The sequence below is a fragment of the Variovorax sp. OK605 genome (assembly GCF_900115445.1).
Classification (GTDB): domain Bacteria; phylum Pseudomonadota; class Gammaproteobacteria; order Burkholderiales; family Burkholderiaceae_C; genus Variovorax.
On record NZ_FOWL01000010.1, the window covers coordinates 73903 to 96323 of the forward strand.

The 22421-nt window shown below is 68.0% G+C and carries 23 protein-coding genes; 11 read left to right on the plus strand and 12 right to left on the minus strand.

Annotated features, from left to right (window positions below):
- Positions 1 to 19: 19 nt before the first annotated feature.
- The 5 genes from BM013_RS25215 to BM013_RS25235 form a co-directional block, all read right to left on the minus strand.
- Positions 20 to 2329 carry a methyl-accepting chemotaxis protein gene (locus BM013_RS25215; protein WP_093130408.1) on the minus strand — a complete coding sequence of 770 codons (2310 nt, stop codon included), beginning with the start codon at positions 2327 to 2329 and terminating at the stop codon, positions 20 to 22.
- Between the two features lie 45 nt (positions 2330 to 2374).
- A complete protein-coding gene (locus BM013_RS25220) occupies positions 2375 to 2908 on the minus strand; it encodes a chemotaxis protein CheW (RefSeq protein ID WP_093130409.1) in 534 nt (177 codons plus the stop codon).
- A 19-nt stretch (positions 2909 to 2927) separates the two neighbouring features.
- A complete protein-coding gene (locus tag BM013_RS25225; protein ID WP_093130410.1) occupies positions 2928 to 3293 on the minus strand; it encodes a response regulator in 366 nt (121 codons plus the stop codon).
- Entirely contained in the window at positions 3293 to 3691 is a 399-nt protein-coding gene (locus BM013_RS25230; protein WP_007838399.1) for a response regulator, read from the minus strand. The genes BM013_RS25225 and BM013_RS25230 overlap by 1 nt, the downstream gene beginning before the upstream one ends.
- An 83-nt stretch (positions 3692 to 3774) precedes the next feature.
- Positions 3775 to 3945 (minus strand): rubredoxin, encoded by a 171-nt coding sequence (locus tag BM013_RS25235; RefSeq protein ID WP_007838397.1) that lies wholly within the window; start codon positions 3943 to 3945, stop codon positions 3775 to 3777.
- Positions 3946 to 4056: 111 nt separating this feature from the next.
- Here BM013_RS25235 and BM013_RS25240 point away from each other — a divergent pair, with 111 nt between their 5' ends.
- Together BM013_RS25240 and hemL are read left to right on the plus strand one after the other, a co-directional pair.
- Complete coding sequence (locus tag BM013_RS25240; RefSeq protein WP_093130411.1) at positions 4057 to 5019, plus strand: bifunctional hydroxymethylpyrimidine kinase/phosphomethylpyrimidine kinase; 963 nt, start codon at positions 4057 to 4059, stop codon at positions 5017 to 5019.
- Positions 5019 to 6299: a glutamate-1-semialdehyde 2,1-aminomutase gene (hemL, locus tag BM013_RS25245; RefSeq protein WP_093130412.1), complete on the plus strand. Its 1281-nt coding sequence runs from the start codon at positions 5019 to 5021 to the stop codon at positions 6297 to 6299. Before BM013_RS25240 ends, hemL begins: the two co-directional genes overlap by 1 nt.
- Here the strand turns inward: hemL and BM013_RS25250 are convergent.
- The gene (locus tag BM013_RS25250) at positions 6286 to 7719 is read right to left on the minus strand and encodes an amidase family protein (RefSeq protein WP_093130413.1); all 1434 of its coding nucleotides are present in this window, start codon (positions 7717 to 7719) and stop codon (positions 6286 to 6288) included. The genes hemL and BM013_RS25250 overlap by 14 nt on opposite strands.
- 52 nt (positions 7720 to 7771) lie before the next feature.
- Positions 7772 to 8749 (minus strand): Bug family tripartite tricarboxylate transporter substrate binding protein, encoded by a 978-nt coding sequence (locus BM013_RS25255; RefSeq protein ID WP_256221678.1) that lies wholly within the window; start codon positions 8747 to 8749, stop codon positions 7772 to 7774.
- 171 nt (positions 8750 to 8920) lie between these two features.
- On the opposite strand from BM013_RS25255, the gene BM013_RS25260 reads away from it, so the two are divergent.
- Positions 8921 to 9817, plus strand: a complete 897-nt coding sequence (locus tag BM013_RS25260; protein WP_093130414.1) for a LysR substrate-binding domain-containing protein — start codon at positions 8921 to 8923, stop codon at positions 9815 to 9817.
- A gap of 205 nt (positions 9818 to 10022) precedes the next feature.
- Positions 10023 to 10499, plus strand: coding sequence for a hypothetical protein (locus BM013_RS25265; protein ID WP_093130415.1), 477 nt, complete (start codon positions 10023 to 10025; stop codon positions 10497 to 10499).
- A gap of 28 nt (positions 10500 to 10527) precedes the next feature.
- On the opposite strand, the gene purH is transcribed toward BM013_RS25265, so the two are convergent.
- The 3 genes from purH to dusB are packed head-to-tail and all read right to left on the minus strand — an operon-like array spanning position 10528 to position 13467.
- Entirely contained in the window at positions 10528 to 12135 is a 1608-nt protein-coding gene (gene purH, locus BM013_RS25270) for a bifunctional phosphoribosylaminoimidazolecarboxamide formyltransferase/IMP cyclohydrolase (RefSeq protein ID WP_093130416.1), read from the minus strand.
- A gap of 16 nt (positions 12136 to 12151) precedes the next feature.
- On the minus strand, positions 12152 to 12388 hold the full coding sequence (locus BM013_RS25275) for a Fis family transcriptional regulator (protein WP_007838304.1): 237 nt from the start codon (positions 12386 to 12388) through the stop codon (positions 12152 to 12154).
- Positions 12389 to 12405: 17 nt separating this feature from the next.
- On the minus strand, positions 12406 to 13467 hold the full coding sequence (gene dusB / locus BM013_RS25280) for a tRNA dihydrouridine synthase DusB (RefSeq protein WP_093130417.1): 1062 nt from the start codon (positions 13465 to 13467) through the stop codon (positions 12406 to 12408).
- Positions 13468 to 13661: 194 nt separating this feature from the next.
- Here dusB and BM013_RS25285 point away from each other — a divergent pair, with 194 nt between their 5' ends.
- Positions 13662 to 14126 carry a YqaA family protein gene (locus BM013_RS25285; RefSeq protein ID WP_093130418.1) on the plus strand — a complete coding sequence of 155 codons (465 nt, stop codon included), beginning with the start codon at positions 13662 to 13664 and terminating at the stop codon, positions 14124 to 14126.
- On the opposite strand, the gene BM013_RS25290 is transcribed toward BM013_RS25285, so the two are convergent.
- Positions 14127 to 14801, minus strand: coding sequence for a glutathione S-transferase (locus BM013_RS25290; protein ID WP_093130419.1), 675 nt, complete (start codon positions 14799 to 14801; stop codon positions 14127 to 14129).
- Between the two features lie 186 nt (positions 14802 to 14987).
- The gene (ychF, locus tag BM013_RS25295; protein WP_093130420.1) at positions 14988 to 16079 is read right to left on the minus strand and encodes a redox-regulated ATPase YchF; all 1092 of its coding nucleotides are present in this window, start codon (positions 16077 to 16079) and stop codon (positions 14988 to 14990) included.
- A 208-nt stretch (positions 16080 to 16287) separates the two neighbouring features.
- Between ychF and BM013_RS25300 the strand changes: the two genes are divergently transcribed.
- The 6 genes from BM013_RS25300 to rbsD are packed head-to-tail and all read left to right on the plus strand — an operon-like array spanning position 16288 to position 22401.
- Positions 16288 to 17241: a sugar ABC transporter substrate-binding protein gene (locus tag BM013_RS25300; protein WP_093130421.1), complete on the plus strand. Its 954-nt coding sequence runs from the start codon at positions 16288 to 16290 to the stop codon at positions 17239 to 17241.
- Between the two features lie 39 nt (positions 17242 to 17280).
- Positions 17281 to 18909, plus strand: a complete 1629-nt coding sequence (locus BM013_RS25305; RefSeq protein ID WP_093130422.1) for a sugar ABC transporter ATP-binding protein — start codon at positions 17281 to 17283, stop codon at positions 18907 to 18909.
- Positions 18906 to 19904, plus strand: coding sequence for an ABC transporter permease (locus BM013_RS25310; protein WP_093130423.1), 999 nt, complete (start codon positions 18906 to 18908; stop codon positions 19902 to 19904). The genes BM013_RS25305 and BM013_RS25310 overlap by 4 nt, the downstream gene beginning before the upstream one ends.
- Before the next feature lie 33 nt (positions 19905 to 19937).
- Positions 19938 to 21026 carry a LacI family DNA-binding transcriptional regulator gene (locus BM013_RS25315; protein WP_093130424.1) on the plus strand — a complete coding sequence of 363 codons (1089 nt, stop codon included), beginning with the start codon at positions 19938 to 19940 and terminating at the stop codon, positions 21024 to 21026.
- A 23-nt stretch (positions 21027 to 21049) separates the two neighbouring features.
- On the plus strand, positions 21050 to 22012 hold the full coding sequence (gene rbsK, locus BM013_RS25320) for a ribokinase (RefSeq protein ID WP_371280828.1): 963 nt from the start codon (positions 21050 to 21052) through the stop codon (positions 22010 to 22012).
- Positions 22009 to 22401, plus strand: coding sequence for a D-ribose pyranase (gene rbsD / locus BM013_RS25325; protein WP_093130426.1), 393 nt, complete (start codon positions 22009 to 22011; stop codon positions 22399 to 22401). Before rbsK ends, rbsD begins: the two co-directional genes overlap by 4 nt.
- The last annotated feature ends 20 nt before the right edge of the window (positions 22402 to 22421 follow it).

A 22421-nucleotide genomic window follows, 5' to 3' on the forward strand; every position in this document is an offset into this window, starting at 1 on the left:
CGTTCTTATCTATCGGGGATCAGGCAATCTTGAAACGGGCCACCGAGCGGCGCAGTTCTTCGGCCATCTGCGACAGTTCGCGCACCTGCTGGGCGGTGGTACGCGTGCCTTCGCCGGTTTGTTCCGTCACGGCAAAAATGTGCTGGATGTTCGCGGCCACCACGTTGGCCGAATCGGCTTCGCGGGAGGCGGATTGCGAAATCTGCTCGATCAGGTCGGCGAGTCGGCGCGACACGCGGTCGATCTCGGACAGCGCGGTACCCGCGTTGTCGGACAGCTTGGCCCCTTCGACCACACCCTGCGTGGAGCGCTCCATGGCGCCCACCGCGTCCTGGGTGTCGGTCTGAATCGCCTTCACCAGCGCCGAGATCTGGCGCGTGGCGTCCGCGGAGCGTTCGGCCAGTCGCTGAACTTCTTCCGCCACCACCGAGAAGCCTCGGCCGGCTTCACCGGCGGATGCGGCCTGGATGGCTGCGTTCAGCGCCAGCACGTTGGTCTGTTCGGTAATGTCCGAGATCAGCTCGGTGATTTCGCCAATTTCCTGCGACGACTCGCCCAGGCGCTTGATGCGCTTCGACGTTTCCTGGATCTGGTCGCGGATGGAGTTCATACCGCCGATGGCGTTCTGCACGGCCTGCAGGCCCGACGATGCGGCTTGCAGCGACTGGCGCGCCACCGTGGCGGACTCTTGCGCTTGCGAGGACACGCCGTTGATTCGCTCGGCCATGGTCAGCACCGACTGGCCGGTTTCGCGAATTTCGCGCAGCTGTTCGGTCGAGGCGGCCAGCAGTTCGGTCGAAGTGCTTTCGACCTGCGACGTGGTTTGCGCCACGCGGGTGGCCGTGTTCTGCACGTTGCCCACCAGCAGGCGCAGTTCTTCCACCGTGTAGTTCACCGAGTCGGCAATGGCGCCGGTGATGTCCTCGGTCACGGTGGCTTCCTGCGTCAGGTCGCCTTCGGCCACTGTCTGCAGTTCGTTCATCAGGCGAAGAATGGCGGCCTGGTTGGCGTTGTTCACGCGGCCGGCTTCGTCGGAAGCCTGCTCGGCCGCCAGACGTTCGCGTTCGGCGACGGCGGCACGTTCACGGCCTTCGCGCACCTGCACGAAACCGATGGCGCCGGCCAGCGCCAGGGCGGCCAGCGACAGCACGAACAGCAGCACGATGGTCCCGGCTCCCAGGCCGGTACGGGCCGAGAGCTTTTCCTGCAGGTCGCCCAGCGCCTTGCGCAGGGGTTCGCTGTCGGTCAGGATGGACGCTTGCGCTTCACGCGCGGCCACCAGGCCTTGCAGGTTGCCCAGAATGGCGGAGGCCTGCGTGCGCATCTGCTCGTAGGTCTTCAGGATGGCTTCGAGCTGTTCGCGCGTCTGCGGGTCGCGCGAGCCGGGGAAGCGCTGTTGCGCATTGCCGTCGAGCAGGCCGCGGGTGGTTTCCTGGAAGGTGTTCAGGTCCTTGCCCAGCAGGAACACGGCGTCGGGGTTCACACCCTCGACCGTGAAGAACTCGTTGGTCGACTTGCCGATGCGCTGCGTCAGCATCACGAGCTGGCCGGCGGCCGAGATCTCGGGCAGCGTGGCGTTCTGCTGCATCTTCAGCGACGCGACGGTTTCCGTCATTTCGAGCAGCGTGGACGACTGCTGGTTGATGTCGCGCAAGGCGGCACCCACCTGGGTCAGGATCTGGCGCTGGGCCAGCACGGCCTTGGCGCTGGTGTCGGCACGGGTGACGAGAGGGTTGATCTTGCTCATCTCCTCGTCGTACTGGTTGCCCACGCGTTCCAGGCGCAGCGAGTCGTCGCCGTTGGTCAGGCCGGCAACGCGGCGCGAGAGGTCGTCCGCGCTGTCCTTCACTTCGACGAACGCCGAGGCGCTGCCCACGAGGGCCTGCGAGATCGACTTGGCCAGACGCTGCGACTGCATCAGCGACTGGCCGGTGGCCGCCACCTGCTGCGCCAGGCGTTCCGCGCGAAGAATGGCGGAGCCGGCCACCAGCAACAGCAGCAACACGACCACGGCCAGCAGGATGGCCAGGATCCGCTGCTGCTTGGCCAGGCCGGAAGCCGCGCGGCCGCCGGAGAGGTCGAGCACGGGCTCGGGCGCCACTGCGGCCGGCTCGTTGGCGGCGTCGCCGCCGCCCGGCAGGTCGAGGTCGCCGAAGCTGGTGTCGGTGGCCGCGCCCTTCCTGGCGAGGCGCACGGTTTTTTCGTCCGGGACCTGGACCGTGTCGACGTCGTCGATCGACAACGTGGAACCGGAGCCGTCGACGCGGGCCTTGTCATTGCCGTTGTTGGCGGGCAGTAATTTCTTGAACTTGTCGGCGATCGAGCTCACGGTCGGTCCTTCAGGTGGTTGCCGGTACGGCGTGCGGAAGCACTGCTACGCACCAATACTCAAAAACTGGGGTTGCTGCGAAAGCGCTTGCAGGTTGACTTCCTGCCAGCGTTCTCCTGCTGCGTCGGTGTACAGCTGCCCGTGCCAGGCAGGTGCTTCTGCGCCCGGGGGTTCGGCGGCCGTGAAGGCCTCCGCGCCCCGCAACCCCGCCAGTCGATCGACCAGCAATGCGCAGTTGACTTCGAGCAGCTCGTTGAAGGCAACGAGCCGCGACTGGATGCGCGCCGCTTCGGTGGCGGCCAGCGCGCGCGGCGCGCCGGCGGCGAACGCCGAAAGCTGCACGACGCCGTACAGGCCGCCGCGCAGGTTGGCAACACCGAGGAACCAGGGTTCCGTGTAGGGCACGGGCTGGGGCGGCGTCCAGGGAAAGATTTCGCCGGCGTGTCCCAGCGGGAAGAGGTACTTGCCCTCACCCGCCTCGACGGCCAGCCACGTGGCGGCCACGCCCGTCGTGCGAGCAGCCTGCAGGCGGCTCGCCAGCCGGGACTGGAAGGCTCTCAGAGCATCGCGATTCGCCATGGACTCGGCGGGCTTTCGGTCAGGCCAGCGCGCTGATCTTGGACATCAGATCGGCTGCGTTGACTGGCTTGACGATGTAGTCGCGGGCGCCCTGGCGCATGCCCCAGACGCGGTCGGTTTCCTGGTTCTTGCTCGTGCACAGGATGATCGGAATCGCGGCGTACTTGGGGTCGCGGACGATGGCGCGCGTGAGCTGGAAGCCGTTCTGGCCGGGCATGACCACGTCCATGAGGATCAGGTCGGGCTGATCTTCTTCCAGGCGGCGCATGGCGTCGTCGGCGTTCTCGGCGGTCTTCACGGCATAGCCGTTCTTCTGCAGCAGGTCGGACAGGAACATCAGTTCCGTCTTGGAGTCGTCGACGACGAGGATTTTTCGAATAGGCATTACTGCGCTTCCTGTTGAACGATGCCAAACTGCTGCACGGCCTGCAGCAGCTGGTCTTTGGTGAAAGGCTTGGTCAGGTAGTCCTGGGAGCCGACCATGCGGCCGCGGGCCTTGTCGAATACGCCGTCCTTCGAGGACAGCATGACGACCGGGACGTTGGAGAAATTGGCGTTGCGCTTGATGATGGCGCAGGTCTGGTAGCCGTCGAGCCGCGGCATCAGGATGTCGCAGAAAATCAGATGCGGCTTGTGGTCGTTAACCTTGGAGAGCGCGTCGAAGCCGTCTTCCGCGAGAAGAACCTCGTGCCCACCCTGCTTCAGAAAAATCTCGGCACTGCGCCGGATGGTGTTGCTGTCGTCGATGACAAGCACCTTGTAACCTGATCCATTCGGGCCCATTGCAAACGCTCCTGCTCATGAGACTTGGAAGCCCGCCGCGCCGACATCGACGCAGACCGCGTAGCTCTATCTATGCCATGCTTTCAGATTTCAACCATTTCGAAGTCTTCCTTGCGCGCACCGCACTCAGGACAGGTCCAGTTCATCGGAACATCGGCCCAGGCCGTGCCTGCCGCGATGCCGTCTTCCGGTACACCAACCGCTTCGTCATAGATCCACCCACAAATCAGGCACATCCAAGTTTTCGTGTTCATCGGAGCTTAAAGTCCTTGTTCATTAAATGCAACGAGTGTATCTATGCGTATCTCACTGGCGGACCGTAAACGTCGCGCCTATGCCACCATCCAGGGGATCCAGCCCGGCGTATGACCATCTACTTACTTCCAGCAGATAACGCCCGCAAACCGGGCGATCTTAACGACCCCTCGCAGGATGACAGCGAGCTGGCCGAACGCGACCTGAATCCCCCCTGCGTGCTGGTGTTCAATGCCAGCGATCCCAGCGGGGCGGGCGGCCTGGGCGCCGACGCCCTCGCCATGGCGTCGGTGGGCGCACACATCCTGCCCGTGGTGACGGGCGCCTACGCCCGGGACACGGCCGAGATTTTCGACCACTTCCCGTTCGACGAGGAGGCCATCGCCGAGCAGGCGCGCGCCATCCTGGAGGACGTCGAAGTGCAGTTGATCAAGGTCGGTTTCGCCGGCACCACCGAGGCGCTGAGCACCATCGCCGAGACCGCCGCCGACTATCCCGACGTGCCCGTGGTGGCCTACATGCCCAACCTGTCGTGGTGGGACGAAAACCTGATCGAGCCCTATCTGGACGCGTTTCGGGAACTTGTTTTGCCTCAAACGACGGTGTTGGTCGGAAACCACAGCACCCTGTGGCGCTGGCTGCTGCCGGACTGGAGCGGGGAGCGTCCGCCCGGCGCGCGCGACATCGCCAAGGCCGCCGGCGAGTTCGGCGTGCCCTACACGCTGGTGACCGGCATGGTGCTGCCCGAGCAGTTCATAGACAACGTGCTGGCCTCGCCGCAGTCGGTGCTCGCCAGCGAAAAGTACGAGCGGCTGGAGGCCGTGTTCGCCGGTGCCGGCGACACCCTGTCGGCCGCGCTGGCCGCCCTGCTGGCCAGCGGCACCGACCTGGTGGCCGCCACCTCCGAAGCCCTGGCCTACATGGACCGCTGCCTCGACGCGGGTTTCCGCCCCGGCATGGGCCATGTGCTGCCAGACCGCCTGTTCTGGGCCGAACCGGAGGACGACGACGACGACGATGCCCCCGACGCCGAGCCCGATTTCGCCCTCCCCCCCCACGACACCCGACACTGATGACCGACCAGAACGACATTCTTTTCGAGCGCGCCCGCGCCGTGATTCCCGGTGGCGTGAACTCGCCCGTGCGCGCCTTCAAGGCCGTGGGCGGCACGCCCCGCTTCATCCAGCGCGCGCAGGGTGCCTATTTCTGGGACGCCAACGACAAGCGCTACATCGACTACATCGGCTCCTGGGGCCCGATGATCCTGGGCCACGGCCACCCCGCGGTGGTCGAGGCGGTGCAGAAGGCCGTGCTCGAAGGCTTCTCGTACGGCGCGCCGACCGAGCGCGAGATCGAGCTCGCCGAGGCCATCCTCGCGCTGGTGCCGTCGATGGAAATGGTGCGCCTCGTGAGCTCGGGCACCGAGGCCGCCATGAGCGCGCTGCGCCTGGCGCGCGGCGCCACCGGCCGCAAGAGCATCATCAAGTTCGAGGGCTGCTACCACGGCCACGCCGACGCGCTGCTGGTGAAGGCCGGTTCCGGCCTCGCGACCTTCGGCAACCCGACCTCGGCCGGCGTGCCGCCCGAGGTGGTGCAGCACACCATCGTGCTCGAGTACAACAACCTGCAGCAGCTCGAAGAGGCCTTCTCGCTGCACGGCAACGACATCGCCTGCCTGATGATCGAGGCCATTGCCGGCAACATGAATTTCGTGCGCGCCACGCCCGAGTTCGCCAAGCGCTGCCGCGAGCTGTGCACGCAGCACGGCGCGCTGCTGGTGTTCGACGAGGTGATGACCGGTTTTCGCGTGGGCTTGCACGGCGCGCAGGGCGTGCTGGGCGTCAAGCCCGACCTCACGGTGCTGGGCAAGGTCATCGGCGGCGGCATGCCGCTGGCGGCCTTCGGCGGCCCGCGCGCCATCATGGAACAGCTCGCGCCGCTGGGCCCGGTCTACCAGGCCGGCACGTTGTCGGGCAACCCGGTGGCCACGGCCTGCGGCCTTGCCACGCTGAAGGAAATCGCCAAGCCCGGTTTCTACGAAGCGCTCGGCCACAAGACGCGCGCGCTGGTCGACGGCCTGAAGGCCGCTGCAGCCGCGGAAGGCCAGCCCTTCAACGCCGACAGCGAAGGCGGCATGTTCGGCTTCTTCCTGATGAAGGACCTGCCGCAGAACTACGCGACCGTGATGACCACCGACAACGCGCAGTTCAACGCGCTGTTCCACGGCCTGCTCGACCGCGGCGTCTACATTGCGCCGGCCCTCTACGAAGCGGGCTTCGTGAGCGCGGCCCACACCGACGAAGACATCGCCGCCACCGTCGAGGCGGCGCGCGACATCTTCAGGAAGCGCTGACGCGCCTTGCGCCGCAGGGATCGACGACCGGGACCGGCCCGGCGTCGGCCTCGAGCACCTCGGCCGCGGCCATGCACAGGTCTTCGCGGAACCTGTCGCTCACCAGTTGCACGCCGGTGGGCAGGCCGTTGCGCAAGCCCATGGGCACCGACAGCCCCGGCAAGCCCAGGATGGCGGTGGACAGCAGCGGGCTCTGCGCATCGAGCAGGCCGCGCATGGCGGCACTGCCCTGCTGGTCCGCGTCGACCGGAAACGGGTGGCGCCAGGACACCGGCAGCAGCACCAGCGGATGGCGCTGCAGGAACAGGGCCCACTCGCGCATCAGCCCCGTGCGCGCGGCAAGCGCACCCATGTAGCCCGCCGTGTCGAACTGCGGCGCATGCGCGTCCATGGCGCGGTAGGCCTCGCGGATGGTCTCGTCGCCGTCGCGCAGCAGCGCGGGTTCGACCAGCAGCCGGCTGTCGGCCATCGTCAATGCGAGCCAGAGGTCCGCGGCCTCGCGCAGGCGGGGCGGTTGCATGGGCTCGACCTGGTAGCCGGCCCGTTCGAGGCTGCGTGCCGCGCGCTGCAGCGCATCGGCCACCTCGGGATCGCAGGCGTAGCCGGGCAGTTCGGTGCACAGCGCCACGCGCACCGGCGCCGCGGCATCCGCGGCCTCGAGCGGCGCGGGCACCCACCAGGGGTCGCGCACGTCGCGCGCGGCCATCGCGGCGAAGGCGATGCGCAGGTCCCGCACGTTGCGCGCGAGCGGCCCCTGAACCGAACTCAGCTGGACCACGGGCGGGCGCTCGCCCTTGCCCGAGGGATTGAACGCGGGCACCCGCCCGAAGCTGGGACGCAGCCCGTACACGCCGCAGGCGTAGGCGGGATAGCGGATCGATCCGCCCTGGTCGTTGCCATGGGCGATGGCGCCGATGCCGACCGCAACGGCCGCCGCCGCGCCGCCGCTCGAACCGCCCGGCGTCACGCCCGCGTCGTGCGGATTGAGGGTGCGCCCGTGGGCGGCGTTGTCGGTGAACCAGCGCATCGAGAACGCGGGCGTGTTGGTGCGTGCTATCACGATGGCGCCGGCACGCCGCAGGTTCGCGACCACCGGGCTGTCTTCGCCGGCCACGACGCTCCGGTACGCCTGCACGCCGTTGGTGGTGGCGTGCCCGCGCTGGTCGACGTTCACCTTGACCGTGACCGGCACGCCATGCAGCGGCCCGGTCTTTTCGCTCTTTTCGCCTTTCGCGAGAGACGCATCGGCCTGCGCGGCTTCACGCAGCGCTTCTTCCGCGCAGCTGTCGACCACGGCGTTCACCTGCGGGTTGACCGCGTCGAGCCGGGCCAGGCTGCTGCGCACCGCCTCGACGCACGAGAGCTCGCGCGCCTTGATGCGCTGCGCCAGTTCGGCAGCGTCCAGTTGCCATGGATGCATGAGGTATCTCCTGGGGAAAAAATGGGAACAGGGAGCGGGCAAGAGGCGGGCGTCAGTCGCCTTTGACGCCCGCGCGCCGGACCGCTTCGGCCCAGCGCGGTGTCTCGCGCTTCATCAATGCGCTGAGCTCTTCCGGGCTCGAAGGCAGTGCCTCGACCGACAGGGCGGCGTAGGCCCGCAGAACGGCCGGATCGGCCAGCGCGGCGCGCAGCGCGGTGTTCAGGCGGTCGACGACCTTGCGCGGCGTTCCCGCGGGCGCCACCATCGCGCCCCACGCGACCACGTCGAAGCCCGGAACGCCGCTTTCGGCCACCGTCGCCACCTCGGGCAGCACCGAGGCGCGCTTCGCGCTGGTCACGGCGATCGCCTTCACGCGCCCCTGCTGCACGAAAGGCAGCACGGCCGCGATGTTCTCTATGGTCACGTCGAGCTGGCCGTTGACCATGTCGCCGACGGCCTGGGTGCCGGTCTTGTAGGGCACCTGCACCATGGCCAGCCCGGTCTCCGCCTTCAGCAGCTCGCCGGTGAGGTGGCCCGCGCTGCCGATGCCGGGCGAGCCGACCGACAGCTGGCCCGGATGGGCGCGGCCGTAGGCAATCAGCTCCTGCAGGTTGCGAACCGGCAGGTCCTTGCGCACGATGACCACGTACGCGTTCGACGAGATCAGCCCGATCGGCACGAGGTCCTTCGCGGGGGCGTACGGCAACTTGGAAAAGAAGGCGGAGTTGATGCTCAGGGTCACCAGGTTGCCGTAGCCGACCGTGTAGCCGTCGGGCGCGGCGGTGACCACGGCCTGCGTGCCGACGATGCCTCCGGCGCTGGGGCGGTTGTCCACGGCGATGGCCTGGCCCAGCTCGCGCCCCATCGCGTCGGCCACCGGCCGCATCGAGACGTCCACGCCCGAGCCCGCGGCATAGGGCACGATGAACTTCAGCGGCCGCTCGGGGTACTCGGCCCACGCGCCCATGGCGGCGGCGGCAAGCCCGGCGACGGCAATGCGGCGGGCCCACGCGGATGACGATGCAAACATGGCGCTGTGTCCTTTGAGAGTTCCGCCGCTCTGGATGGATGGATGGATGGAGCCGGCCGGTTCGCAAAGTCTAGGAAGCGCATCTCGATCGCAAAAGACAATCGCTTGTCGCGATGACAACCTGCGCCTGTCTGGGGATCTCCCGATGGCGCCCCCGGGCAGAATGCGCGGATGAAGGACCACCAGCTCAAGGCCTGGCTGCGACTGGCCGACACCGGCAGCATTCGCGCCGCCGCACGCAGCCTGCACCTGAGCCAGGCCGCGGTGACCAAGGCGATCCGCGAACTCGAGGCCGAGGTCGATGCGCAGCTGGTGCTGCGCAGCTCGCGCGGCATCGAGTTCACCGAATGCGGCCGCCAGCTCACGGTGCGCGCCCGGCTCGCGCACCAGCAACTCGAACTCGCACGACAGGACATCCGCATCCTGCAAGGCGGCCAGCACGGGCGCGTGTCGGTGGCCGTCACGCCGATGGTGTTCCTGGGCGCGCTGCCCGAGGTGGTGCGCGCCTTCCGCAAGGCCATGCCCCATGCGCAGCTCAAGCTGTACGACGGACTGATCCCGCAGGTGCTGCCGCTGCTGCGCGAAGGAATGGTGGACTTCGCGGTGGCCGGCCCCGTGGCCGCGGCGCTCGAAGCCGACTTCGCCTTCGAACGGCTCGACGCGCTGGAGATGGCGGTGCTGTGCCGGCGCGGCCATCCGCTGCGCCACGCCACGCGCTGGGAGGAAGTGGCCGGCGCCGAATGGCTGATGCATCTGGCGCCGGGCAGCCAGCACAGCTTTCTGCTCGAGCAGTACGCCGAGCAGGGCCTGCCGCTGCCGGAGCACCGCATCGAGGTCGCGTCGTTCGGCGTGAGCTGGGGCCTGCTCACGCGCAGCGACGCGCTGATGATCGGGCCCGCGGGCATGCTCGAACTGCCCCCCTACGCGGACATGGTGGAGCGCATTGCGCTCGCCATGCCGGTGCCGCCGCTCGAACTGGGCATCGTGTCGCCGCGCGGCAAGCCCTTGTCGCTGGCGGCCATGCGGCTGGCCGAGCTGTTTCGCAAGTACCTGGCGCGGCCCGCCTGAGCCGGCCGGGCGGCATCACGGCACGGTGTCACGGCACGGTGTCACGGCCCGGCATCACGGCCCGGTGTCACGCATTTCGGGTTTGCGCCGTGTATATTGCCCCGGCACTCGACGAAGCGCACTTCGCGGGCAGCACCAGGGGATCAAGAAAACGCGGCCGCCATCGAAGCGGCCCGCCCAACAGATATCGAGGACGTTCCAGCCCATGACCCCCCTGCGCATGCTGCCGATGCTGAGTGCCCTTCTCCTGCCGGGGCTCTCGCTGGCACAGTCCTTCGAGCCGAAGAACATCTGGGTCAACCCCGGCTTCTACTCGGCCCACTTCGACAGCGGCAAGGGGCTGGAGAACGTGAACCAGGGCCTGGGCTTCGAGTACCCGCTGAGCGACACCTACCGCATCACCGCGGGCACCTTCCACAACAGCGACCGCAAGCAGTCCAACTACGTCGGCCTGTACGTGCTGCCCTTCGAGTTCTACGGTGTCAAGTTCGGCGCCGTGGTGGGCGGCTTCGACGGCTACCCCAACTACCGCAACGGCAACTGGTTCCCGGCCATCCTTCCGACGGCGGCCATCGAAGGCAAGAACTGGGGCCTGAACATCGCGTACGTGCCGACCATCAAGAACCGGCTGTACGGCGCCATCACCTTCCAGCTGAAGTACCGCTTCGGCAACCACGAGTAAGGCTCGCGGCCGCCGGAGTTTTCGCCGCTCAGTGGCGGAAGTGACGCACGCCCGAGAGGACCATCACCACGCCGCGCTCGTCGGCCGCGTCGATCACTTCCTGGTCGCGCATCGAGCCGCCCGGCTGGATGACGCAGCTCGCACCCGCATCGACCACCACGTCGAGGCCGTCGCGGAACGGGAAGAAGGCATCGCTGGCCACGGCCGTGCCCTTCAGCGACAGGCCGGCATGCTCGGCCTTGATGCTGGCGATGCGCGCAGAGTCGAGGCGGCTCATCTGGCCCGCGCCCACGCCCATGGTCATGCCGTCGGCGCAGAAGACGATCGCGTTGCTCTTCACGTACTTCGCGACCTTCCATGCGAACAGCAGGTCTTGCAGCTGCTGCGGCGTGGGTTGCTTCTTGCTGACGACCTTGAGGTCGCTGGCCGCGAGCTCGTGGTTGTCGGCGGTCTGGATCAGCAGGCCCGAGCCGACGCGCTTCACGTCCATCGCGTTGCGGCCGTTGTCCCAGTCGGTGGCGCCGCCCTTGGGCAGTGCGATCTCGAGCACGCGCACGTTGAGCTTGGCCTTGGTGGCCTGGAACACCTCGAGCGCCTCGGGCGTGTAGCCCGGTGCCATCAGCACTTCGACGAACTGCTTGGCAATCTCTTGCGCGGTGGCGCCGTCGACCGGGCGGTTGAAGGCGATGATGCCGCCGAAGGCCGAGGTCGGGTCGGTCTTGAAGGCCTTCGAATAAGCCTCGGCTGCGTCCTTGCCGATGGCCACGCCGCAGGGGTTGGCGTGCTTCACGATCACGCAGGCCGGCACGTCGAAGCTCTTCACGCATTCCCACGCGGCATCGGCGTCGGCGATGTTGTTGTAGCTCAGCTCCTTGCCTTGCAGCTGCCTGGCCGACACCAGCGAACCGGGCGCCGGGTACAGGTCGCGGTAGAACGCGGCCTGCTGGTGCGGGTTCTCGCCGTAGCGCAGGTCCTGCACCTTCACGAAGCGGCCGTTGCTCTGCGCGGGGAACAGCGAGCGCTTGGGCGCGGGCTGACCGATGCTGGCGTCGAAGTCGATGGCCGAGAGGTAGTCGCTGATCGCGCCGTCGTAGTCGGCGATGCGATTGAACGCAGCCACCGAGAACGCGAACTTGGTCTTGTCGCCGAGCTTGCCGTCGGCCTTCAGTTCGGCCAGCGCCACGGCGTACTGCGACGCGTCGGTGAGCACGCCCACGTCCTTCCAGTTCTTGGCCGCGCTGCGCACCATGGCCGGGCCGCCGATGTCGATGTTCTCGATCGCATCTTCGAGCGTGCAGCCGGGCTTGGCCACGGTGGCTTCGAACGGGTACAGGTTGACCACCAGCAGGTCGATGGTGTCGATGCCGTGCTGCTTGATCGCAGCCACGTGCTCGGGCAGGTCGCGGCGCGCCAGCAGGCCGCCGTGGATCTTCGGGTGCAGCGTCTTCACGCGGCCGTCGAGCATTTCGGGGAAGCCGGTGTGGTCGGCCACCTCGGTGACGGGCAGGCCGGCGTCGGCCAGCAGCTTGGCGGTGCCGCCGGTGGACAGCAGCTTGATGCCCAGCGCGTGGAGCGCCTGGGCGAATTCGAGGATGCCGGTCTTGTCGGAAACGGAGATGAGTGCAGTCTGGGCCATGGGATATGCCGTGGAGTTATTTCAAAAGTTTGTGTTCGACCAGCTTCTTGCGAAGCGTGTTGCGATTCAGGCCCAACCATTGCGCGGCCTTCGACTGATTGCCTTCGGCGCGCGTCATGACGACATCGAGCAGGGGCTTCTCGACCACGCGTACGAGCATTTCGTACATGCCGTCGGGTTCGGTGCCGCGCAGATCGCGAAAGTAGCTGTCCAGACTGGTGCGCACGCAGTCTTCGATGTGTTTCTTGCTCATTGCTTCTTCTCTTCTTCTCAATCGACGGCGCAAGCCGCCTCCTCTTCACCGGACAGCTCTTCGTCTGCCTGGTGCTGCACGGGCATGCGGTCCATGCGGTCCGCGAGCCCGTCGAAATAGTCGCCGACCGCGCGCAGCTGCTCGGCACAGTCCTCGATGGTGTTCATCTGCGCGCGGAACGCCTCGCCGTCGGGCAGCGTGCGCACGTACCAGCCGATGTGCTTGCGCGCCGTGCGCACACCGCTGTAGTCGCCGTACAGCGCATAGTGCTCCACCAGATGGTCGAGCAGCAAGCGGCGCACTTCCACCACGAGCGGCGGCGCGCGGTGCGTGCCGGTCTCCAGGAAGTGCGCGATCTCGCGGAAGATCCACGGCCGGCCTTGCGCCGCGCGGCCGATCATCACCGCGTCGGCGCCGGTGGCCGCCAGCACGTCGCGCGCCTTCTCGGGCGAACGGATGTCGCCGTTGGCCACCACCGGCACGCGCACCGCGGCCTTCACGGCGGCGATGGTGTCGTACTCGGCGTGGCCCTTGTAGCCTTGCTCGCGCGTGCGGCCGTGCACGGTGAGCATCTGCACGCCGGCGGCTTCGAAATCACGCGCCAGCTTCACCGCGTTGCGCTGGTCGTGGCTCCAGCCGGTGCGCATCTTCAGCGTGACCGGCACGTTGAAGGGCTGCGCCGCATCGACCACGGCCTGCACGATCTCCAGCGCCAGCGGCTCGTCGCGCATCAGCGCCGAGCCGGCCCACTTGTTGCAGACCTTCTTGGCCGGGCAACCCATGTTGATGTCGATGATCTGCGCGCCGCGCTCGATGTTGTAGACCGTGGCCTCGGCCATCATGGCCGCGTCGGTGCCGGCGATCTGCACCGCGATGGGGCCGGGCTCGCCGTCGTGGTTCGCGCGGCGCGAGGTCTTCAGCGTGCCCCAGAGTTCCTTGCGCGACGTGACCATCTCGCTGACCGCATAGCCCGCGCCGAGTTCACGGCACAGCATGCGGAACGGCCGGTCCGTCACGCCGGCCATGGGCGCGACGAACAGGCGGTTTTCCAGCGTGTGGGTGCCGATCTGCAAGGTCATTTGGAAGGGGAGCGGTGCGCGTTCGGCTGCTGAAAAATGAGGCACGATTGTAGCCACGCCGCATTTCAGCGACTGAAACGATTTGCGGCCTGGGTACCCGAGTAAACACCGGGTCGCCGCGGGGCTTTCGGGGCCTTCTCCCACGCGGTTGCGACGTGAGCACTGCCTATACTTCGCCGACTTCACCCGACCTCATGCAAGCCTGGCTCGACTCTCTCATGGCGCTGCTGGCGCTGCCGCAATACGGTCTCTCGACCTTGTTCGTGGCTGCTTTCGTCTCCGCGACGCTGCTGCCCGTGGGCTCCGAGCCGTTTCTCTTCGGGCTGCTCAAGCTGAACCCCGACATGTTCTGGCCGGCCATCGCGGTGGCCACCGTCGGCAACACGCTGGGCGGCGCGGTCGACTGGTGGATGGGCTACGGCGCGCACAAGGTCGCCGACAAATACTCGCACTCGAAACACCATGTGCGAGTTTTGGGCTGGCTGGAACGGCTCGGCCCGAAGGCCTGCCTGCTGAGCTGGCTGCCGCTGGTGGGCGATCCGCTGTGCGCGGTGGCCGGCTGGCTCAAGCTGCCGTTCTGGCCATGCGTGGCCTACATGGCCATCGGCAAGTTCCTGCGCTACATCACCATGACGGTGGCGCTGCTGCAGATCTTCTGATCAGCTCAGCAGCCCGTAGGGGCCGCCGCGCTCGAGCGCGCGCTTGTACGCGGGGCGCGCGTGAATGCGCTCCAGGTAGGCCATCAGCTTCGGGCGCTTTGCGTCGAGCCCGCCACGCGCCTGCGCCGCTTCCACCGGGAAGCTCATCTGGATGTCGGCGCCGCTGAATTCATCGCCGGCGAACCACTCGCTCTTGCTCAGTTCGCCTTCCATGAAGTTCAGGTGCCCCACGATGTTCGGGTTGATGAACGCGCCCTTGGCCTTGGCCGCGATGGCCTTGGCGATCGGCTTCGCGAAGAACGGCATCTTCGCGGTCTCGATGCGGTCGAACACCAGCTTCAGCAGCAGCGGCGACATCGCCGAGCCTTCGGCGAAGTGCAGCCAGTAGCGATAGCGCAGCGCCTCGGGCGTGCCGGCCGCGGGCGCGAGCCGGCCCTGGCCGAAGCGCTCGATGACGGTCTCGATGATCGCGCCCGATTCCGCGAGCGCGAGTCCGTCATCCGTGGTGACAACCGGTGACTTGCCCAGCGGATGAACGGCCCGCAGCGAAGCGGGCGCCAACATGGTTTGCGGATCGCGCTGGTAGTGGACGATCTCGTAAGGCAGCTCGAGCTCTTCGAGCAGCCAGAGCACACGTTGCGAACGCGAGTTGTTGAGGTGGTGGACGGTGAGCATGAAGGCGGGCCTTGTGAAGGAATTCGGGGCGCGCGCAGTCTACCGAACAACTCTCCCGAAAAGAGCCGCATGGCTCCTTCCAGGAAACACCGAGGAACCGGCTTCGCCGGGCCTCAGGTGTTGTGCCCCCGGGGCAGGAAAAGGCGCAGCGACACGAAGTGCGCGCGGCCCGGGGGGCGAGCCCTTTCAGGAGCTGAACAGGAAGTTCATCACGTCGCCATCCTTCACGACGTATTCCTTGCCTTCCGAACGCATCTTCCCCGCGTCCTTCGCGCCCTGCTCGCCCTTGAAGGCGATGTAGTCCTCGAACGCGATGGTCTGGGCGCGGATGTAGCCCTTCTCGAAGTCGCCGTGGATCACGCCGGCGGCTTGCGGGCCGGTGTCGCCGATGTGGATGGTCCAGGCGCGCACTTCCTTCACGCCGGCGGTGAAGTAGGTCTGCAGGCCCAGCAGCTTGAAGGCCGCGCGGATCAGGCGGTTCAGGCCCGGCTCTTCCTGGCCGATCTCGGCGAGGAACATCTTCTTGTCTTCGTCGTCCATCTCGGCCAAGTCGGCTTCGATCTTGGCGCAGATGGCGACCACGGGGGCGCCCTGCTTGGCCGCGTATTCGCGCAGGCGGTCGAGGTAGGGGTTGTTCTCGAAGCCGTCTTCGGCCACGTTGCCCACGAACATCGCGGGCTTGGCGGTGATCAGCGTGAAGCTCTTCACCAGCGGCTGCTCTTCCTTCGTGAACTCGAGCGCGCGCACCGGCGTGTTCTCGTTCAGCGCGGCCTGGCAGCGCTCGAGCAGGCCGACGAGCTTCTGCGCGTCCTTGTCGCCGGAACGCGCCACCTTGGTGTGGCGGTGCAGCGCCTTCTCGACCGTGGCCAGGTCGGCCAGGCAGAGTTCGGTCTGGATCACTTCGATGTCGGAGATCGGGTCGACCTTGCCGGCCACGTGGATCACGTTCTCGTCGTCGAAGCAGCGCACCACGTTCACCGTGGCATCGGTCTCGCGGATGTGCGCGAGGAACTTGTTGCCCAGGCCTTCGCCGGTGCTGGCGCCGGCCACCAGGCCGGCGATGTCGACGAACTCGACGATGGCGGGCACCACGCGCTCGGGCTTCACGATCTCGCTCAGCTGGGCGAGGCGGGGATCGGGCACTTCCACCACGCCGACGTTCGGCTCGATGGTGCAGAAGGGGTAGTTTTCCGCCGCGATGCCGGCCTTGGTCAACGCATTGAAAAGGGTGGATTTACCGACGTTGGGCAGGCCGACGATGCCGCATTGCAAACTCATGGGAGGTCCTCTTGGGTAACCGGCGATTTTAGGCGAGCATGGCTGCACGCCCGCACGGCGGGGCTTCGGACCCCTTTTTGCCTGCCTTCGGCATCAGGGTTAAACCCGATTAGCAAACGTTTGCGCAAACGTTTCCCTCAGCTAACATCGGAGCCCCCGACCCAGACCGGCGTACCGCTCTGATCAACCACCTCAGGAGACATTCACCATGAAGTTCACCCGCCGTACCCTGCAAAGCGCTGCCGCTCTCACGCTGTTGGGCGCCATTGCCGCAACGCCCGCCTTCGCCCAGGACAAGCCGAAGGTCGCGCTGGTCATGAAGTCGCTGGCCAACGAATTCTTCCGCACCATGGAAGACGGCGCCAAGGCGCACCAGAAGGCCCACGCCGCCGAGTACACGCTGGTGGCCAACGGCATCAAGGACGAGACCGACACCGCCGCGCAGATCAAGATGGTCGAGCAGATGGTGGCGCAGAAGATCAACGCGCTGGTCATCGCGCCGGCCGATTCGAAGGCGCTGGTGCCGGTCATCAAGGCGGCCATCGACAAGGGCATCCTGGTGGTCAACATCGACAACCAGCTCGACGCCGCCGCGCTGAAGGAAAAAGCCATTCAAGTGCCCTTCGTGGGCCCCGACAACCGCGCCGGCGCCAAGCTGGTGGGCGACGCGCTCGCCAAGGACCTGAAGTCGGGCGACAAGGTCGGCATCATCGAAGGCGTGTCGACCACCTTCAATGCGCAGCAGCGCACGCTGGGTTATCAAGACGCCATGAAGGCCGCCGGCGTGACGGTGGTGGGCGTGCAGTCCGGCCAGTGGGAAATCGACAAGGGCAATACAGTCGCCGCCGGCATGATGCGCGAGCACCCCGACCTGAAGGCCCTGCTGGCCGGCAACGACAGCATGGCGCTGGGTGCCGTGGCCGCCGTCAAGGCCGCGGGCAAGACCGGCAAGGTGCTGGTGGTGGGCTACGACAACATCGGCGCCATCAAGCCGATGCTGAAGGACGGCCGCGTGCTCGCCACCGCCGACCAGTTCGCCGCCAAGCAGGCCGTGTTCGGCATCGAGACCGCGCTGAAGGCCATCGCCGACAAGAAGAAGCAGTCGGAAATGCCCGCCGAAGTGAAGACCGACGTGGTGCTGGTCACCAAGGACTCGAAGTAAGCGGCCGCCAAAGTGCAGACGTCGACAGCCTCCGCCGCCATGAATCCCCCTGCCGCCCAGCCCGTGCTCTCCCTGAGCGCCATGGGCAAGGACTACGCGGCGCCGGTGCTGGACGACGTCTCGCTGGTGCTCAACGCCGGTGAAGTGCTGGCCCTCACGGGCGAGAACGGCGCCGGCAAGAGCACGCTGTCGAAGATGGTCTGCGGCCTGGTGCAGCCCACGCGCGGCCAGATGCTGCTCGACGGCCAGCCCTTCGCGCCCGGCTCGCGCCGCGACGCCGAGCGCCTGGGCGTGCGCATGGTCATGCAGGAACTCGGCCTCGTCACCACGCTGTCGGTGGCCGAGAACCTGCTGCTGGACCGCCTCCCCCACAAGACCGGCTGGATCCGCCGCGCCAGGCTGCACGAGCTGGCCGCGCTTCAGCTGGCCAAGATCGGCATGCAGAACATCGACCCGGCCACGCCGGTGGCGCGGCTGGGCATCGGCCAGCAGCAGATGGTCGAAATTGCACGCAACCTGCAGGACGACACGCGCGTGCTGGTGCTCGACGAGCCCACCGCCATGCTGACCCCGCGCGAAACCTCGCACCTGTTCGAGCAGATCGACCTGCTGAAGGCGCGCGGCGTGGCCATCGTCTACGTGTCGCACCGCCTCGAGGAACTGCAGCGCATCGCCGACCGCGTGGCGGTGCTGCGCGACGGCCGCCTGGTCGACGTGCGCGCCATGGCCGGCGTGCGCGAATCCGAACTGGTGCAGCGCATGGTCGGGCGCGAGGTGCACGAGCACGAAGGCCGCGAACGCCGCGTGGCGGGCCCGGTGCTGCTGAGCGCACGCGGCATCGGCCGCGCGCAGGCCGTGCGCGGCGTCGACATCGACCTGCGCGCGGGCGAAGTCATGGGCCTGGCCGGCCTGGTCGGCTCGGGCCGGACCGAACTCGTGCGCCTGCTGTTCGGCGCCGACCGTGCCGACCGCGGCGAGATCACGCTGCACGAGAACGGCAAGGTCACGCACCACGCCCGCAAGGGCTGGCGCTCGCCGATGCAGGCCATCCGCGCCGGCATCGGGCTGGTCACGGAAGACCGCAAGTCGCAGGGGCTGCTGCTGCCGCAGTCGATCCGCGTCAACGCGACGCTGAGCGACCTGGGCGCCGTCTCGCGCGCCGGCTGGCTGCAACCGGCCAAGGAGCGCGGCATTGCACAGAAGCTGGTGGAGCTGCTGCGCATCCGCTCGCGCAACATCGAACAACCGGTGGCCACGCTCAGCGGCGGCAACCAGCAGAAGGTGGTGTTCGCGCGCTGGCTGCACCGCGAATGCAAGGTGCTGCTGCTCGACGAGCCCACGCGCGGCGTCGACGTGGGCGCGCGCGCCGACCTCTATGCCCAGCTCGACCGCATGACCGACGACGGCCGCGCGCTGCTCATGGTGTCCAGCGACCTGCGCGAACTGATGGCCATGTGCGACCGCATCGGCGTGATGAGCGCCGGGCGCCTGGTCGCGGTGTTCGAGCGCGGCGAATGGAGCGAGCAGTCGCTGCTGGCGGCCGCCTTCAGCGACGCCACCGGACGCGCCGCCAATCCGCAGGCGAGCGCCGCCCCTTCAACCGAGTCAACCGAGTCAACCGCTTCAGCCGTTCCCGACCAGGCCCCGGTCACCTCCGACACACCATGAACGCAGCCACCAAACCGACATCGACCGCCACGCCTTCGGCGCCCTCCGCGCTGAAGGGCCAGCTCGGCACGTACCTGGGCCTCACGGTCGTGCTCGTCGGCATGATCGCGCTGTTCGGCTCGCTGAGCGAATACTTCCTGACGCGCGAGACCTTCGTCTCCATCGCCAACGAGATTCCCGCGCTGGCCGTGATGGCGGTGGGCATGACCTTCGTGCTGATCATCGCGGGCATCGACCTGTCGGTCGGCTCGGTGCTGGCGCTCAGCGCCGCAGTCACCGCTGCCGCCATCCTCGAATGGAAGCTCTCGGTGCCCGTGGCCGCGTTGCTCGGCCTGGTCACCGGGCTCATCTGCGGCACGGTCACGGGCGCGGTGTCGGTCGCCTGGCGGCTGCCGAGCTTCATCGTCTCGCTGGGCATGCTCGAAGCCGTGCGCGGCGGCGCCTACCTGGTGACCGACTCGCGCACGCAGTACGTGGGCGACGCCATCTCGGGCCTGGCCGCGCCGTGGATCGGCGGCATCTCCGCCGCCTTCGTGCTGGCCGTGGTGCTGGTGGTGATCGGGCAGCTGGTGCTCACGCGCACGGTGTTCGGCCGGCACGTGGTGGGCATCGGCACCAACGAGGAGGCCATGCGCCTGGCGGGCGTGGACCCGCGCCCCATCCGCATCATCGTGTTCGCCGTGACCGGCCTGCTGGCGGGCCTTGCGGGCCTGATGCAGTCGGCCCGCCTCGAAGCGGCCGACCCGAACGCCGGCGTGGGCATCGAACTGCAGGTGATCGCGGCGGTGGTCATCGGCGGCACCAGCCTGATGGGCGGGCGCGGCTCGGTCGTCAACACCTTCTTCGGCGTGCTGATCATCGCGGTGCTGGAGGCCGGCCTGGCCCAGGTGGGCGCGAGCGAGCCGAGCAAACGCATCATCACCGGCGCCGTGATCGTGGTGGCCGTCATCATCGACACCCTGCGCCAGCGCCGTGCCGATCGCCGCCTGGCTTGACGACACCCCACCTCACGAGGAACTGCAAGAACCATGGCCACCATCAAGGACGTCGCACTGAAGGCGGAGGTTTCCGTCACCACCGTGTCGCACGTGGTCAACGACACCCGCCACGTGAGCCCCAAGGTGCGCGAGCGCGTGGAGCTGGCCATTCGCGAGCTGGGCTACGTGCCCAACGCGATGGCGCGCAGCCTGAAGAGCAACACCACCTCGACGCTGGGCATGCTCATTCCGAACAGCTCGAACCCCTACTTCGCCGAGATCGTGCGCATCGTGGAAGACCGCTGCTTCGGCGCCGGCTACACGCTGGTGCTGTGCAACACCGACGACGAGCCCCACCGCCAGAGCGTGTACCTGCAGGTGCTGGCCGAGCGCCGCATCGACGGGCTGATCGTGGTGTCGACCGGCGCGGGCGACGACCATTCGCTGGTGCAGCAGCTGCACGGCCTGCGCGTGCCGACGGTGCTGGTCGACCGCGAGATTGCCGACCCGAGCTGCGACCTGGTGGAAACCGCGCACATGCAGGGCGGCCTGCTCGCGGTGCGCCACCTGCTGTCGCTGGGCCATAAGCGCATTGCCTGCATCGGCGGGCCGGTGGGCGTGATGCCCAGCGAGCAGCGCATCGAGGGCTGGCGCATGGCGCTGGCCGAGGCCGGCGCCGCCCCCGACATTGCCGACGCCAACTCGCTGCTGTGGCGCGGCGGCTTCACGAGCCAGGGCGGCTACGAGGCGATGCACGCCATCCTGCGCACCGAGAAGAAGCCGTCGGCCGTGTTCGTCTGCAACGACCTGATGGCCATCGGCGCGCTGCGCGCTGCGCATGAAAGCGGCGTGCACGTGCCCGACGAGCTCTCGATCGTCGGCTTCGACGACATCGAACTCTCGGCCTACACGAGCCCCGCGCTCACCACCGTGGCGCAGCCCAAGGAGCGCATCGGCGCGCTGGCGGTCGACATGCTGCTCGAACGCGTCGGCGGCAAGCGCCGCGACGCGCGCAAGGTGGTGCTGCAGCCCGAGCTGTGCGTGCGCGCCTCGACCGCGCGGCACGCGAGCTTCCGCGAGGCCACCGTGCCTGCCAGCGAAACGCCTGCAACGGCAACCCGAAAGTCCCGAACCCCGTGATGTCCGCGAACCCTGTGAGCTCAGTGAACCCGAAGACCGCTTCCAGCAGCCCCCCGCCGCCGCGCATCGTGGTGCTCGGCAGCCTCAACATGGACCTGGTGCTGCGCGTGCCGCACGCACCGGCGGCCGGCGAGACGCTGCAGGGCCATTCGATCGCCACCATTCCCGGCGGCAAGGGCGCGAACCAGGCCGTGAGCTGCGCGCGCGAAGGCGCCCAGGTGCAGATGATCGGCTGCGTGGGCGACGACGCGCACGGCACGGCCCTGCGCACGGCGCTGGAGAACGACGGCATCGACACCACCGCGCTGCGCACCGTGGCCGGCGAGCCCACCGGCACGGCGCTGATCCTCGTGGAGGACGGCGGCCAGAATCGCATCGTGATCGTTCCCGGCGCCAATGCGAAGGTCCGGATCGACGAGGCCGCGCTGCAACGGCAGGTGCAGGGCGCCGCCTTTCTCGTGACGCAGTTCGAGACGCCGATGGACCAGGTCGCGCGCGCCATCGCGGTGGCGCACGCCGCGGGCTGCAAGGTGCTGCTGAATCCGTCGCCGGTGCAGCCCATTGCCGCGCCGCTGTGGCCGCAGATCGACACGCTGGTGGTCAACGAGATCGAGGCCAAGACGCTGTGCGGCCAGTCCGCCGACACGCCGCAGGAAGCGGCGCAGGCCGGCCAGGCGCTGCGCGCCAGGGGCATCGCCCGCGTGGTGGTCACGCTCGGTGCGCGCGGCGCGGTGGCGGTCGACGCCAGCGGCGCGCGTCACCACCCCGCGCCGAAGGTGCAGGCGGTCGACACCACGGCCGCCGGCGACACCTTCCTGGGCGCGCTGGCGGTGGCGCTGGGCGAAGGCCAGTCCTTCGACGAGGCCGTGCGCCTGGGCATCCGCGCCGCGGCGCTGTGCATCCAGCAGGCCGGCGCCCAACCCTCCATTCCGCTGCGCGACGCCGTGCTGCGCAGCCCCATGCCACCCGACTGGACCCCGCTGTGAAACGTACCGCCCTGCTGCATGCCGAACTGTCCCACGTGATCGCCTCGCTCGGACACGGCGACATGCTGGTGCTCGGCGACGCCGGCCTGCCGATTCCCGACGGCCCGCGGCGCATCGACCTGGCGGTGGCGCGCGGCGTGCCGCAGCTGACCGACGTGCTGCAGGCGGTGTTGTCGGAAATGCAGGTGGAAAGCATCGTCGTGGCCGACGAGGCGCTGGACGGTGCGAAGCAGTTGCCGGGCTGGTACCCGCGGTCGCTCGGCATCGCGCCGCAGACGGTGTCGCACGAGGAATTCAAGCGCCGCAGCGCCAAGGCCCGCGCCGTCGTGCGCACGGGCGAATGCACGCCCTACGCCAACATCATGCTGATCGCCGGCGTGCACTTCTGACTTTCGATTTCTCACCTCTG

What these genes read in the sequence shown, in the direction of transcription:
- BM013_RS25315 (WP_093130424.1), top strand. Translation starts at nt 19,938, where the DNA reads ATGGCCACCATCAAGGACGTCGCACTGAAGGCGGAGGTTTCCGTCACC.
- BM013_RS25285 (WP_093130418.1), top strand. Translation starts at nt 13,662, where the DNA reads ATGCAAGCCTGGCTCGACTCTCTCATGGCGCTGCTGGCGCTGCCGCAA.
- BM013_RS25250 (WP_093130413.1), bottom strand. Translation starts at nt 7,719, where the DNA reads ATGCATCCATGGCAACTGGACGCTGCCGAACTGGCGCAGCGCATCAAG.
- BM013_RS25255 (WP_256221678.1), bottom strand. Translation starts at nt 8,749, where the DNA reads ATGTTTGCATCGTCATCCGCGTGGGCCCGCCGCATTGCCGTCGCCGGG.
- BM013_RS25275 (WP_007838304.1), bottom strand. Translation starts at nt 12,388, where the DNA reads ATGAGCAAGAAACACATCGAAGACTGCGTGCGCACCAGTCTGGACAGC.
- hemL (WP_093130412.1), top strand. Translation starts at nt 5,019, where the DNA reads ATGACCGACCAGAACGACATTCTTTTCGAGCGCGCCCGCGCCGTGATT.
- purH (WP_093130416.1), bottom strand. Translation starts at nt 12,135, where the DNA reads ATGGCCCAGACTGCACTCATCTCCGTTTCCGACAAGACCGGCATCCTC.
- BM013_RS25290 (WP_093130419.1), bottom strand. Translation starts at nt 14,801, where the DNA reads ATGCTCACCGTCCACCACCTCAACAACTCGCGTTCGCAACGTGTGCTC.
- dusB (WP_093130417.1), bottom strand. Translation starts at nt 13,467, where the DNA reads ATGACCTTGCAGATCGGCACCCACACGCTGGAAAACCGCCTGTTCGTC.
- BM013_RS25225 (WP_093130410.1), bottom strand. Translation starts at nt 3,293, where the DNA reads ATGCCTATTCGAAAAATCCTCGTCGTCGACGACTCCAAGACGGAACTG.
- BM013_RS25220 (WP_093130409.1), bottom strand. Translation starts at nt 2,908, where the DNA reads ATGGCGAATCGCGATGCTCTGAGAGCCTTCCAGTCCCGGCTGGCGAGC.
- BM013_RS25235 (WP_007838397.1), bottom strand. Translation starts at nt 3,945, where the DNA reads ATGAACACGAAAACTTGGATGTGCCTGATTTGTGGGTGGATCTATGAC.
- BM013_RS25230 (WP_007838399.1), bottom strand. Translation starts at nt 3,691, where the DNA reads ATGGGCCCGAATGGATCAGGTTACAAGGTGCTTGTCATCGACGACAGC.
- BM013_RS25260 (WP_093130414.1), top strand. Translation starts at nt 8,921, where the DNA reads ATGAAGGACCACCAGCTCAAGGCCTGGCTGCGACTGGCCGACACCGGC.
- BM013_RS25310 (WP_093130423.1), top strand. Translation starts at nt 18,906, where the DNA reads ATGAACGCAGCCACCAAACCGACATCGACCGCCACGCCTTCGGCGCCC.
- BM013_RS25305 (WP_093130422.1), top strand. Translation starts at nt 17,281, where the DNA reads ATGAATCCCCCTGCCGCCCAGCCCGTGCTCTCCCTGAGCGCCATGGGC.
- ychF (WP_093130420.1), bottom strand. Translation starts at nt 16,079, where the DNA reads ATGAGTTTGCAATGCGGCATCGTCGGCCTGCCCAACGTCGGTAAATCC.
- BM013_RS25265 (WP_093130415.1), top strand. Translation starts at nt 10,023, where the DNA reads ATGACCCCCCTGCGCATGCTGCCGATGCTGAGTGCCCTTCTCCTGCCG.
- BM013_RS25300 (WP_093130421.1), top strand. Translation starts at nt 16,288, where the DNA reads ATGAAGTTCACCCGCCGTACCCTGCAAAGCGCTGCCGCTCTCACGCTG.
- BM013_RS25240 (WP_093130411.1), top strand. Translation starts at nt 4,057, where the DNA reads ATGACCATCTACTTACTTCCAGCAGATAACGCCCGCAAACCGGGCGAT.